Raw genomic sequence first — 11951 nt, 5'->3', positions numbered from 1 at the left:
CCGCGGGGCCATCTTGTTGGCGTGCGGGGGGGGCGCCCCCGGTGCGGGCCCCCGGGGGGGGGGGCCCCCCGCCCCCCCCCCCCCATGCCGAGTGCCTGGTGGCGGCAAGCCCGTCGCCTTGGGCCTATATCGCCACCGCGCAGGCCTATGACGAGGAGATGCGCGAGCGCATCGCGCTGCATCGCTCGCGCCGCGGCAAAGGCTGGGTCACCGTCGATGCGCCGCTCGACCTGGTCGGCGCGATCGACGCCTTGCCCGATCACCAGCCGGTGCTTATCGATTGCCTGACATTGTGGCTGAGCAATCATATGCTGGCGGACCACGATATCGAGGCCGAGTGCCGGCGGCTCTCGGATGTGCTTTCGCAGCCGCGCGGACCGTGGTTTGTGGTGTCTAACGAAGTCGGGCTCGGCATCGTGCCGGACAATGCGCTGGCGCGCCGGTTCCGCGACGCCGCCGGGCGGCTCAACCAGCAGGTCGCGGCTGTCGCCGACAGCGTGCTGATGATGGTGGCGGGGCTGCCGCTCAAGGCGAAGTGACATGGGCGAGATCAAAGACACGATCATCGACTACAAGGATGCCGAACGCCATCGAGCCAAGATGGCCAAGCGCAAGGCGGTGCAGGATGCCGAGGTGGCCGGCAAGACGATCGAGAAGGGACTGCTGATCGTCAATACGGGGCCGGGCAAGGGCAAGACCACGGCTGCGTTCGGCCTGGCGCTGAGGATGCTTGGCTACGGCAAGCGCGTCGGCGTCGTCCAGTTCATCAAGGGCAAATGGCACACGGGCGAGAAGGATGCCTTCGCCGCCTTCGGCGATCGCGTCGTCTGGCACGCGATGGGCGAGGGCTTCACCTGGGAGACGCAGGACCTGAAGCGCGACATAGCCGCCGCCGAGGCTGCCTGGGCGAAGGCGCTCGAGCTGATTGCCGACCCTTCGATCAGCCTCGTCGTCCTCGACGAGCTCAACATCGCTCTGCGCTACGATTATCTCGAGCTGGAAAAGGTGGTCGCGGCGCTGAAGGCGCGCCGCGAGGGCCTGCATGTCGTCGTCACCGGCCGCAACGCCAAGCCGCTGCTGGTCGAGGCGGCCGATCTCGTCACCGAGATGGGGCTGACCAAGCACCATTTCGCGGCCGGCGTGAAGGCGCAGCAGGGGATCGAGTTCTGAGGCGCCTTAGCCGCCGATCAAAATGGTCAGATAGATCACCGTCGCCGACAAAATCGCGAACAGGCCGATCAGCAGCCCGTCGGCGACGCGATAGAGTTCCAGCGCCTGCCTTATGTCGGTGCTTTCGGCCTCGCGCCTGCCGCCTTCGCCCATGAAGGCATCCTCGACGACCTCGCCGCCATAACTGCGCGGTCCGGCCAGGGCGAGCCCCAGCGCGCCGGCCATGGCGGCTTCCGGCCAGCCGGCATTGGGCGAACGGTGCTTCTTCGCGTCACGCCGCATGACCTGCCAGGCGTTGCGGGGGTCGGCGCCCTTGACGATGAAGGCCGCCAGCACAATCAGCAGGCCGGTGAGCCGCGATGCCGGCAGGTTGACCAGGTCGTCGAAGCGAGCGGCCGCCCGGCCGAAGGCCTCGTATTTCGGCGTGCGGTGGCCGATCATGGAATCGGCGGTGTTGGCGGCCTTGTAGGCAGCACCCCCGGCCAAACCACCGACACCGGTCCATATGGCAGGCGCGACGACGCCATCGGAGAAATTCTCTGCCAGGCTTTCGATCGCGGCTCGGGCAACGCCCGCCCTGTCGAGCTTGTCCGGATCGCGGCCGACGATGCGCGAAACGGCGATGCGGCCGAGCGTGAGGCCGCCGGTCTCCAGCGCATCGGCGACATCCTCGACATGCTCGGCGAGGCTCTTCTGCGACAGAAGCGAGGAGCTGAGAATGGCCGCGATGACCAGGCCGGACGGAAAGATCAGCCAGAGCAGGACATGCAGCGCCAGGCCTATGGCCGCCGGCACCAGCAGGACGACCAGAAGCGCCTGGAGGCCGCGGCGGCGACGCAATTCGTCGGAATCGGTGGCGCGGTTGAGCCTGCGATCGAGAAAGGATATCAGCCTGCCGATCCAGGTTACCGGATGACCGATGGCGTTAAACAGCCAGTCCGGGTAGCCAAGGGCACGTTCGATGGCGAGTGACAGGAAAGCGATCAGTATCGACATGAAGCTTCTAAGCGGAGCGGTTGCAGCGGTTGATCACGGCGGCAGCCTTGGCCGGGCAAGCGCGCTCTTTCCTCATGCGCCACAGCCTTTCCTTGACCTCTCGACAGGTATCAATCCGCACTCCTATCCGCTTTTCGATCTGCCCGCCACCGCCCTGTCACGATTGCCCGAGCCAGGACGACTGCGCGAATTGGCCGAAATTGCGGCCAAGGCGTATGGCGCGCGGTCGGCGGCGCATGTCGTGGCCGCGCCCGGCACGCAGATCCTGTTGCCGCGGGTCGCTTCGCTGGTGAGGCCCGGCAAGGCACTGGTGCTGGGTCCAACCTATGCCGAGCACGCCAGGGCGGCCGCGATTGCAGGCCATGCGATTGTGGAGGTGGGCGACTTCGACGCCTTGGCGGACGCTGACCTTGCCGTGCTGGTCAACCCGAACAATCCGGATGGGCGAGTGATCGAAAGGCACCGCCTGGTCGGCCTTGCTGCGCGGCTTCGCGCGAAGGGCGGCCTGCTGGTGGTCGACGAAGCCTTCATGGATGTCGGCCCGGTCCAACACAGCCTTGCCGGCGATGTGGGCCAGGGTGGTATGGTGGTGCTGCGCTCCTTCGGCAAATTCTTCGGCCTTGCCGGCGTCAGGCTTGGTTTCGCGCTGGCCGACCAACTGACAGCCGAGCGGCTGGAGGCGCAGCTTGGGCCATGGGCTGTCGCCGGTCCTGCACTTGAATACGGAATCCGCGCATTGGCGAATGCCGGGTGGCAGGATGACATGCGACAGGGCCTGGCAGCCGATGCCAAGCGCCTCGACGCGCTGCTCAGCCGATTCGGTATCGCGGTCGCCGGCGGCACCAGTTTGTTCCGCTATTTGTCGTTCTCCGATGCTGCCTCCCTGTTCTCCGCTCTTGGCGAACGCGGTATCTTGGTCCGCCATTTTGCCGATCGTCCGCACGCCTTGCGCGTCGGTCTGCCCGGCAGCGAAGAGGAGTGGCAGCGGCTCGAGAGCGCGCTTGCAGCGTGGGCCTCGCGGCGCGACGATGCGCCGAAGGAGTGCTGACGATGATCCATGTCTGTTCGCTGTCGAAGGTGGAGGAGACCGTTGCGAGAACCGGCGCGGAGCGCTTGCTGTCGCTGCTCGCCGACGGCACCGGGATGATCCGTCCGGCCTCGATACTGGCCGAAAACCATCTGCATCTCGTCATGCACGACATCGTCGCCGCGCAGGAAGGCATGACCATGCCGGGCGAGGAGCATGTGCGCGCGCTGCTCGACTTCGCCTATCGCTGGGACAGGGCCAAACCGATGGTCGTGCACTGCTATGCCGGTATCAGCCGATCCACGGCGTCGGCTTATATTATCGCGGCGGCACTGGCGCCCAAACGCGACGAGGCGGAGCTGGCGAAGACGCTGCGCTTTCTCTCGCCGTCAGCGACGCCCAATCCAAGGCTGATTGCCGTTGCGGATATGTTGCTTGGGCGAGAAGGCCGGATGATCGCGGCAGTCGAAGCAATCGGGCGCGGTGCAGATGCCTTTGAAGGGATTCCGTTCGAACTCAGCATTAGAGATTGAGCTCGCACTGTTCCGCTACGCCAGCCAGTCGGCAAGCCTCGCCTTACGCACATCCCTGGCCAGGGTGATGAAGCCATCGGCCTGATGCTCGGCGGTGAGCCGGCCTTTTTCGGCGGTGGCGATGCTGGCGTCGCCGACCACGCCGTTCGGATTGAGGTCGCTGGCGATCCAGGCGAAGGCGTGCGTTCCGGTGTGCCGCAGCAGGGCGAATTCCTTTTCGGCGCGACCGACATTGGAGACGAAGTTGTCGGCCTTGCCCATATCGACGAGATCTGGCCGGAAATGCAGCATCAACGAGGTCTCGACATCGCCGCCATGGATGCCGTGACGGTCCTCGAGCTCGGTATACATGCCGGAGGGACGGCCGAAGCGCTGCCAGCTCGTCTTCACCGCCAGCATCTTTGCGCGCACGCGCAATTCGCGCGTGACAATGCCCATGATCTCCTCGTTGCCGCCATGCGAGTTGACGACGATCAACTTTCTGACCCCGGCGCGGGCGACCGAGAGGCCAAGCTCGGTCCAGGCGTCGACCAGGGTGGTGGCCGGCAAGGTGAGCGTTCCCGGCGCATGCAAATGCTCGTTCGACTTGCCCACCGCCTGCACCGGCAGGATGCGGATGTCGATGTCCTCGGGCAGGCGCGCAATCACCGTCTCCAGCATGCCCATCATGATCCAGGTGTCGGTCGAGACGGGAAGGTGAGGGCCATGCTGCTCGACCGCCGCCACCGGCAGAACGGCAATCGTCGCTTCCGCGTCGATCGAGGCGTATTCGGTCGTCCGATAGTCGCCCCACCACACACGTCTTGTCGTCACTGTCGTCTCCCGATGGTCTGCTGTTCGGCCCGAAGGTCTAAAGCGCCTGGGCATTCCGGGCAACAGCTAGCCTGCTGCCAGAACCTCCACCTCGACCTTGAATTCCGGGCGGGCAAAACCTGAAACGATCATCAGCGTCGAAGCGGGCGCCGGATCGGAAAACAGGCGATTGCGAACGTCCATATAGGCCTGCAGATGCGCGCGATCGGTGACGAAGGCGTTGATGCGCACGACATCGTTCAGCGTCAGCCCGGCTTCGCTTAAGATTGCGGCAATATTCTTGAAGCAAAGCTCGGTCTGCGCGCCGGCATCCTCCGGGACGGCGTCATCCGGCGCGATGCCCAACTGACCCGAACATAGCACAAGGCGCTTTCCCGCTGGAATTTCAACGCCATGGCTATAACGGGCAAAGGGCGGCTTGATCGACTTGGGGGCGAGATAATTGAGCATGGCATTCTCCTGTCGGCAGGCAGACTAAGGCCGGATTCATGAAAGCTTCAAGATGCGGTGCATGCCGCTCGGGCGATTATGGACAGGCGTCCAAAAAATGGGCACGATGCCATTTGTACAGCATGACCCGTCCGGTCTCGGCAATGACTGCCGCGCAAGCAGGCGGCCCAAGGCGGTGGCATGTGTCTTGCTTCTTGAACCAATGGAGTGGAGCCCAGCGCGCAGCGCGCCGGAGCCAAGAGAGGGTGATGTTTATGTACGGAAAAGAAAAAATCCTGGCGGGTGCGATCGCGCTGCTTGCTGCCAGCACGCTGGGCGCTGCGGCCAACGAGAAGGTCACCTTTGGCACCAACTGGCTGGCCGAGCCGGAACATGGCGGCTACTACCAGGCGATCGCCGACGGAACCTACGCCGCCTGCGGCCTCGACGTCACCATCATGCAGGGCGGCCCGCAGGTCAGCGGCCGGCCGATGCTGCTGGCCGGCAAGATCGATTTCTACATGGGCGGCAACCTGCTCTCGGCCTTCGACGCCGTGCAGCAGGGGATTCCGATGCGCGTCGTCGCCGCCGACTTCCAGAAGGACCCGCAGGTCATCATGTCCCATCCGGGCGAAGGGCTGGACAAGTGGGAGGACCTGAAGAACGCCGACCAGTATATCCTCGGCGACGAGGGCGCACAGACCTTCTTCCAGTGGATGGTGACCGATCTCGGCTTCGATGCCGCCAAGCGCGTGCCATACACCTTCAATCCGGCGCCCTTCATCGCCAACAAGAAGTCGATCCAGCAGGGCTATGTCACGTCGGAGCCCTACGCGGTGCAGAAACAGGGCGGCTTCGTGCCGAACCAGTTCCTGCTCGCCGACAATGGCTGGGATACTTATGCCACGACCATCGAAGTGATGCAGGACACCATCAACAAGCGGCCGGAGGTGGTGCAGTGCTTCGTCGATGGCTCGGCCAAGGGCTGGTACAACTACCTCTACGGCGACAACAAGGCCGCCAACGAGATGATCAAGAAGGACAATCCGGACATGACGGATGAGCAGATCGCCTTCTCGATCGAACAGCTGAAGAAGTTCGGCATTGTCGATTCCGGCGATACGGAAAAGCTCGGTATCGGCGGCATGACCGAAGCGCGCATCCAGAGCTTCTACGACAAGATGGTCAAGGCCAAGGTCGCGCAGCCGGGCATCGACATCAAGAAGGCCTATACGCTCGCCTTCATCAACAAGGGGGTCGGGCGGGAGCTGAAGAAGTAAGGCGGCCTGCCTGAGATGATCGAGAAAGTGGCGCAGGCAACGGCATCGGGTGAGAGCCCGATGCTGCTTTCCTTACGCAATGTCGGCAAGGTCTTTTCCAACGGCGTCACGGCGCTGAGCAAGGTCGACCTGGCGATCCGCGAAGGCGATTTCCTAAGCCTGCTCGGGCCCTCGGGCTGCGGCAAGTCGACGGCGCTCAGGTTGATCGCCGGCCTGTCGACGCCGACCTCCGGTCAGCTCGACTGGCGCGGCTCGATCGACCGCTCGAATATCGGCTTCGTCTTCCAGGAGCCGACGCTGCTGCCATGGGCCAGCGTCTTCGACAATGTCTGGCTGCCGCTCAGGCTGAAAGGCGTATCGCGCGCGGAGGCCAAGCCCGCGGTGATGGAAATGCTGTCGCGCGTGCACCTCACCGGTTTCGAGAATGCCGTGCCGCGCGAGCTTTCCGGCGGCATGAAGATGCGTGTCTCGATCGCACGGGCTATGGTGACCAAGCCGCGCATTCTTCTGATGGACGAGCCCTTCGCGGCGCTCGACGAGATTACCCGCTTCAAGCTCAACAACGATCTTCTCGAGCTTTGGCAGGACGAGCGGTTTACCGTCGTCTTCGTCACCCACAGCGTCTTCGAAAGCGTGTTCCTCTCCAGCCGTGTCGTCGTCATGGCGGCACGACCGGGCCGCGTCCACGGCGAGCTTGCAATCGAAGCGCCTTACCCGCGCGACGAGGCATTCCGGACTTCGCCCGACTATGCGGCGCTCTGCCGGCAGGCCTCGGACGTGCTGGTCAATGCCATCAACTCAACCGCCGGACCTCATCATGACGGCCATTGAAAACAATGCCCTGAAGCTCGACCCGGAAGAGGCGCGCCGCGTCCGCCAGGAGCGGCTGGAGCGGATCGGCAAATGGGTACTGCCGCTGGCGATCATGGTGCTTGCGATCTGGCTGTGGGATCGCATCTGCGTCTGGAACGGGATCCCGCAATACATCCTGCCGCGCCCGGGCGTGGTCCTGCAGACGCTGCATGACGATGCCGGGCTGTTGTTCTCTTCGCTGCTGGTGACGCTCAGGATCACCTTCCTCAGCCTGCTGCTTGCCGTCATCGGCGGCGTCGGGCTGGCGGTGCTGTTCGCGCAGTCGAAATGGGTGGAGATGTCGTTCTTCCCCTTCGCCATCGTGCTGCAGGTGACGCCGATCGTGGCGATCTTCCCGCTGATCAACATCTACATCAACAACCAGACGACCAAACTCCTGCTCTGTGCCTGGATCGTCGCCTTCTTCCCGATCCTCTCCAACACCACGCTCGGGCTGAACTCGGTCGACCGCAACCTGCGCGATTTGTTCAAGCTCAACGGCGCGACCCGCTGGCAGCAATTGCGCTATCTGCGCCTGCCGGCGGCGATGCCCTATTTCCTCGGTGGGCTGAAGATCGCCGGCGGCCTGTCGCTGATCGGCGCCGTGGTGGCCGAGTTCGTCGCCGGCGCGCAGGGGCAATCGTCCGGGCTTGCCTCGCGCATCATCGAGGCGGGCTACCGGCTCAATGCTCCCAGGCTGTTCGCGGCGCTGATCCTGATCTCGCTCACCGGCATCCTGATCTTCCTCGTGCTGTCGCTGGTGTCGCATCTCATCCTGCGCCGCTGGCACGAGAGCGCGCTGAAGCAGGAGCGCTAGGGTGCCTGAATGTTGATCCCAGCCTCTGGTCGTTACCAACTCGCCAACGTCCGCGTTCATCAATGGCTGACGCCCGGTCTTGCCGCAAGCTTCGATGCCGATGGTTTTGCGCTCGCCGACATTGCCGTCGCCGACGGCAAGATTGCTAGCATCATTGCGCACGGCAAAGCCGAGCCGCCATTCGACGCAATCGACCTTGGCGGCCGCATCGTGCTGCCCTGCTTCGTCGACTGCCATACGCATATCGACAAGGGCCATATCTGGCCGCGCAAGCCAAATCCCGACGGCACCTTCATAGGCGCGCTCAACGCAACTGCCGCCGATCGCACCGCTCGCTGGAGCGCGGAGGACGTGGCGAGGCGCATGGATTTCTCGCTGCGCTCAGCTTACGCGCACGGTACCAGGGCCTTGCGCACGCATCTCGACAGCGTGGCGCCGCAGGAGGAAATTTCCTGGCCGGTGTTCGAGACGATGCGGGAAAAATGGCGAGGCCGGATCGAGCTGCAGGCCGCCTGTCTGCTTGGCATCGAAGGCGTGCGCGACAAGGCCTGGTTCGAGCGTCTGGCAAAACGCGTCGCCGCGGCCAAGGGCGTGCTCGGCGTTGTCACTTACATGGTGCCCGACCTCGAGGAACTGCTCGACAAGGTGTTCGCTGAAGCCCTCAAGCATGGGCTCGACCTCGATTTCCATGCCGACGAGACCGACGATGCCGCGGCGATCTCGCTGAAGAAGATCGCCGAAGCTTCGCTGTGGAACGGTTTTGACGGCAACATCCTGGTCGGCCATTGCTGCTCGCTGGCGCGCCAGCCCGACCTCGAAGTTTTCGACACGCTGGACAAGGTGGCGAAGGCCGGACTGGCGGTCGTGTCGCTGCCGATGTGCAACCTCTATCTGCAGGACCGGCGCAACAACCACACCACGCCGCGCTGGCGCGGCGTGACGCTGCTGCACGAGATGAAGGCACGCGGCATCAAGGTGGCTGTCGCTTCTGACAACACGCGCGACCCGTTCTACGCCTATGGCGACCTCGATATGTTGGAGGTCTACCGCATGTCGACACGCATCCTGCATTTCGATCACCCTGTCGGTGACTGGCCGAAAGCGATAGCGGCGACGCCGGCCGAGGTGATGCGGCTGGAAGGTGTCGGCACTCTCGCCGCCGGCGGCAGCGCGGACTTCATCGTCTTCAAGGGACGCAGCTGGACCGAATTGCTGTCGCGGCCCGAATCGGATCGCATCGTGGTGCGCGAGGGCAGGGCGATCGAGCGCCGGCTGCCCGACTATGCTGAACTCGATGAATTGATGGTGTGATGATGGATATCGCAGCGCTGAAGCGCGATCTCGAAGGCCTCAAGATCGACGACCATCCGGCCATCGTCCAGCAGAAGAGCCGCGACTTCTACTGGTACAGCCCCGTCCTCAAACAACAGCTCGACCACGTCACCGGTGACCTGATCGTGACGCCGAAGAACGAGGACGAGGTGATCCGCGTTTTGGCTGCCTGCCACCGGCACGGCGTTCCAGTCACACCGCGCGGCAGCGGCACCGGGAATTACGGACAGGCGATGCCGCTGTCAGGAGGCGTGGTGCTCAACCTCGCCGAAATGAATGAAGTGAAGGCGATCGCGCCGGGCCGCGTGGTGACCGGGCCCGGAGCGGTTCTGGCCGACATCGATCGCGCCGCGCGGGCGCATTCCGCGCAGGAACTGCGCATGTCGCCCTCCACCTACAACACCGCCTCCATCGGCGGCTTCGTCGCAGGCGGCTCTGGCGGCGTCGGCTCGATCCGCTGGGGCGGATTGCGCGATCTCGGCAATGTCATCCGGCTGCGGACCGTGACTATGGAGGCGGAGCCGCGCGTCATGGACCTCTCGGGCGAGGACGTGCTCAAGGTCATGCATGCCTATGGCACCAACGGCATTATCACCGAGGTTGAGATGCCGCTGACGGCGTCCTACGATTGGGTCGATGTCATCGTCGGCTTCGACGATTTTATGGGTGCCGCGGGCTTCGGCAACGACCTCGCCGAGCAGGACGGCATATTGGCGAAGCTGATCACGCCGATCGCGGCACCCATTCCTTACGATTATTTCAAGCGACACCAGAAGTTCTTCCGGCGCGAGCAGAGCATCGTGGTGTGCATGATCGCGCCGCACGCGATGGATGGGTTCCTCGCGTTCGTCCGGGCCAGCAAAGGCGAAATCGTCTTCCGGGCCGACCAGGAGACCGACCTCAAGGGATTGCCGCCGGCCTACGAGCTGACCTGGAACCACACGACGCTGCGCGCCATCAGGGTCGATCCGACGATCACCTATCTGCAGGCGCGCTATCCGTCGCCGGACCATCTCGCACACGTCAAGGCGATGGTCGACCGCTTCGGCGACGAGGTGCCGGCGCATCTCGAATTCATCCGCTTCGACGGCGCGATCGGCGCCGCCGGGCTGCCGCTGGTCCGCTTCACCACGGAAGAAAGGCTCGACGAGATCATCCGTATCCACGAAGACAATGGCTGCTGGATCTTCAACCCGCATCGCTACACGCTGGAAGAGGGCGGCATGAAGCAGACCGACGAGGTCCAGCTTGCCTTCAAGCGCGAGACCGATCCGCAAGGATTGCTCAACCCCGGCAAGATGATTGCCTGGGAGAATCCGGGCTATGACTATCGCTCGGGCAAGCCGTTCCTGTTCAAGGGGCTGCAAAAGGCGAGGTGATCGCGATGAGCGCCCGGCGCTGCACCCTCCTCTGGCCTGTCGCCTTTGGCGACATCTCCCCCATAAGGGAGGAGATGTGGCATGGGACAACAGGGATTTGTCGAGCTGACCTGCGGGATCCACTCCCGTGAACATCCTCGTGCTCTACGCACATCCGGTGGAGACCAGCTTCAACGCCGGACTGCATCGGACCATCGTCGAGCGGCTCGGCGCGGCGGGCCACAAGATCGACGACTGCGACCTCTATGCCGAGGACTTCGATCCGCGGATGACGCGCGCAGAGCGGCTCGGCTACCACGATCAGCGCGGGCCGAACGAGGCGGTCGCCGGTTACATCGCAAGGCTTCAGAAGGCGGAAGCGTTGGTGCTGTCGTTTCCGGTCTGGAATTACGGCTATCCGGCGATCCTCAAGGGCTTCTTCGATCGCGTCTTCCTGCCCGGCGTATCGTTCAAGCTGGTTGACGGCAAGGTTCGGCCGACGCTGCACAACGTCCGCAAGCTCGCGGCCATCACCACCTATGGCGGCAGCCGTTTTCGCGCCATGCTGATGGGCGATCCGCCGCGCAAAATGGTGAAGCGCACGCTGCGGGCCACCATCAAGCCAGGCGCTCCCGTCTCTTACCTCGCACACTATTCGATGAACCTTTCGACGGATCAGACGCGCAAGGCCTTCATGGCGAAGGTGGCCGCGAGCATGGATCAATTCTAGTGCGCGTGCTGGTGGTCTATTGCCATCCGGTGCCGGAGAGCTATTGCGCCGCGATCCGCGACATGGCGATAGAGGTGCTGACGCGACGAGGCTGGGACGTGCGGCTGCTCGATCTCTATGCCGAGAAGTTCAATCCGGTGATGAGCTGCGAAGAGCGGCGCTCCTACAACGAGCGCGCGCCTGAGGATCCGGCGCTCCGGCCGCATTTCGAGCATCTGCAATGGGCCGAGGCGATCCTCTTCATCTACCCCACCTGGTGGTACGGATTGCCGGCGATGCTGAAGGGCTGGTTCGATCGCGTGTGGGCGACCGACATCGCCTTCAAGCTGCCGCGCGGCAGAGGCCGGATCCAATCGCTGATGACCCATGTGACCAAGGTCGGCGTCATCACCACCTGTGGCGCGCCGACGTGGTGGAGCGTCGTTGTCGGCCAGCCCGGCCGCAAGACGATCCTGCGCGGCATGCGCGCCATCTGCGCCCCCCGCTGCAAGACATTCTTCCTGGCGCACTACCTGATGGATTCCTCGACGCCGAAGAGCCGGACGGCGTTTCTCGCGAAGGTAAGGGCGAGGCTGGAAAGCTTTTGAGGATAGCCCTCTTCTCCCCGTTAAATG

Annotated in this window: 14 protein-coding genes; 11 read left to right on the top strand and 3 right to left on the bottom strand. The window is 64.0% G+C overall.

Annotation, left to right across the window (positions count from 1 at the left end):
- Positions 1-41 precede the first annotated feature (41 nt).
- Positions 42-539 carry a bifunctional adenosylcobinamide kinase/adenosylcobinamide-phosphate guanylyltransferase gene (gene cobU, locus P9230_RS03330; RefSeq protein ID WP_278118326.1) on the top strand — a complete coding sequence of 166 codons (498 nt, stop codon included), beginning with the start codon at positions 42-44 and terminating at the stop codon, positions 537-539.
- Between the two features lies 1 nt (position 540).
- Entirely contained in the window at positions 541-1170 is a 630-nt protein-coding gene (gene cobO / locus P9230_RS03325) for a cob(I)yrinic acid a,c-diamide adenosyltransferase (RefSeq protein WP_095825696.1), read from the top strand.
- 6 nt (positions 1171-1176) lie between these two features.
- Here the strand turns inward: cobO and cbiB are convergent, their stop codons facing one another.
- Positions 1177-2166: an adenosylcobinamide-phosphate synthase CbiB gene (gene cbiB, locus P9230_RS03320; protein WP_095801967.1), complete on the bottom strand. Its 990-nt coding sequence runs from the start codon at positions 2164-2166 to the stop codon at positions 1177-1179.
- On the opposite strand from cbiB, the gene cobD reads away from it, so the two are divergent.
- Both cobD and P9230_RS03310 read left to right on the top strand, forming a co-directional pair.
- Positions 2165-3214, top strand: coding sequence for a threonine-phosphate decarboxylase CobD (cobD, locus tag P9230_RS03315; RefSeq protein WP_278117424.1), 1050 nt, complete (start codon positions 2165-2167; stop codon positions 3212-3214). The genes cbiB and cobD overlap by 2 nt on opposite strands.
- Before the next feature lie 2 nt (positions 3215-3216).
- Entirely contained in the window at positions 3217-3726 is a 510-nt protein-coding gene (locus tag P9230_RS03310) for a tyrosine phosphatase family protein (protein WP_067329232.1), read from the top strand.
- A 15-nt stretch (positions 3727-3741) separates the two neighbouring features.
- On the opposite strand, the gene P9230_RS03305 is transcribed toward P9230_RS03310, so the two are convergent.
- Together P9230_RS03305 and P9230_RS03300 are read right to left on the bottom strand one after the other, a co-directional pair.
- The gene (locus tag P9230_RS03305) at positions 3742-4539 is read right to left on the bottom strand and encodes a creatininase family protein (RefSeq protein WP_278117422.1); all 798 of its coding nucleotides are present in this window, start codon (positions 4537-4539) and stop codon (positions 3742-3744) included.
- 66 nt (positions 4540-4605) lie between these two features.
- On the bottom strand, positions 4606-4989 hold the full coding sequence (locus P9230_RS03300; RefSeq protein WP_067329236.1) for a RidA family protein: 384 nt from the start codon (positions 4987-4989) through the stop codon (positions 4606-4608).
- 254 nt (positions 4990-5243) lie between these two features.
- Here P9230_RS03300 and P9230_RS03295 point away from each other — a divergent pair, with 254 nt between their 5' ends.
- From P9230_RS03295 to P9230_RS03265, 7 genes are all read left to right on the top strand, one after another.
- A complete protein-coding gene (locus P9230_RS03295; protein WP_127239509.1) occupies positions 5244-6248 on the top strand; it encodes an ABC transporter substrate-binding protein in 1005 nt (334 codons plus the stop codon).
- A gap of 15 nt (positions 6249-6263) precedes the next feature.
- Positions 6264-7079: an ABC transporter ATP-binding protein gene (locus P9230_RS03290; RefSeq protein WP_278117420.1), complete on the top strand. Its 816-nt coding sequence runs from the start codon at positions 6264-6266 to the stop codon at positions 7077-7079.
- Entirely contained in the window at positions 7066-7917 is an 852-nt protein-coding gene (locus P9230_RS03285) for an ABC transporter permease (RefSeq protein ID WP_127239510.1), read from the top strand. Before P9230_RS03290 ends, P9230_RS03285 begins: the two co-directional genes overlap by 14 nt.
- Before the next feature lie 12 nt (positions 7918-7929).
- Positions 7930-9228 carry a cytosine deaminase gene (locus P9230_RS03280; protein WP_278118324.1) on the top strand — a complete coding sequence of 433 codons (1299 nt, stop codon included), beginning with the start codon at positions 7930-7932 and terminating at the stop codon, positions 9226-9228.
- A 2-nt stretch (positions 9229-9230) separates the two neighbouring features.
- On the top strand, positions 9231-10628 hold the full coding sequence (locus P9230_RS03275) for an FAD-binding oxidoreductase (RefSeq protein ID WP_278118322.1): 1398 nt from the start codon (positions 9231-9233) through the stop codon (positions 10626-10628).
- A gap of 127 nt (positions 10629-10755) precedes the next feature.
- Entirely contained in the window at positions 10756-11337 is a 582-nt protein-coding gene (locus P9230_RS03270) for an NAD(P)H-dependent oxidoreductase (RefSeq protein ID WP_278110384.1), read from the top strand.
- Positions 11337-11924 (top strand): NAD(P)H-dependent oxidoreductase, encoded by a 588-nt coding sequence (locus P9230_RS03265; protein ID WP_095778509.1) that lies wholly within the window; start codon positions 11337-11339, stop codon positions 11922-11924. Before P9230_RS03270 ends, P9230_RS03265 begins: the two co-directional genes overlap by 1 nt.
- The last annotated feature ends 27 nt before the right edge of the window (positions 11925-11951 follow it).

It is taken from the genome of Mesorhizobium sp. WSM4887 (genome assembly GCF_029625865.1).
GTDB lineage: Bacteria > Pseudomonadota > Alphaproteobacteria > Rhizobiales > Rhizobiaceae > Mesorhizobium.
The sequence above is the reverse complement of the archived record's forward strand: the minus strand, read 5'-3'. Positions and strand labels throughout refer to the sequence as shown.

What these genes read in the sequence shown, in the direction of transcription:
- cobO (WP_095825696.1), top strand. Translation starts at nt 541, where the DNA reads ATGGGCGAGATCAAAGACACGATCATCGACTACAAGGATGCCGAACGC.
- cobD (WP_278117424.1), top strand. Translation starts at nt 2,165, where the DNA reads ATGAAGCTTCTAAGCGGAGCGGTTGCAGCGGTTGATCACGGCGGCAGC.
- cbiB (WP_095801967.1), bottom strand. Translation starts at nt 2,166, where the DNA reads ATGTCGATACTGATCGCTTTCCTGTCACTCGCCATCGAACGTGCCCTT.
- P9230_RS03310 (WP_067329232.1), top strand. Translation starts at nt 3,217, where the DNA reads ATGATCCATGTCTGTTCGCTGTCGAAGGTGGAGGAGACCGTTGCGAGA.
- P9230_RS03300 (WP_067329236.1), bottom strand. Translation starts at nt 4,989, where the DNA reads ATGCTCAATTATCTCGCCCCCAAGTCGATCAAGCCGCCCTTTGCCCGT.
- P9230_RS03295 (WP_127239509.1), top strand. Translation starts at nt 5,244, where the DNA reads ATGTACGGAAAAGAAAAAATCCTGGCGGGTGCGATCGCGCTGCTTGCT.
- P9230_RS03290 (WP_278117420.1), top strand. Translation starts at nt 6,264, where the DNA reads ATGATCGAGAAAGTGGCGCAGGCAACGGCATCGGGTGAGAGCCCGATG.
- P9230_RS03285 (WP_127239510.1), top strand. Translation starts at nt 7,066, where the DNA reads ATGACGGCCATTGAAAACAATGCCCTGAAGCTCGACCCGGAAGAGGCG.
- P9230_RS03275 (WP_278118322.1), top strand. Translation starts at nt 9,231, where the DNA reads ATGGATATCGCAGCGCTGAAGCGCGATCTCGAAGGCCTCAAGATCGAC.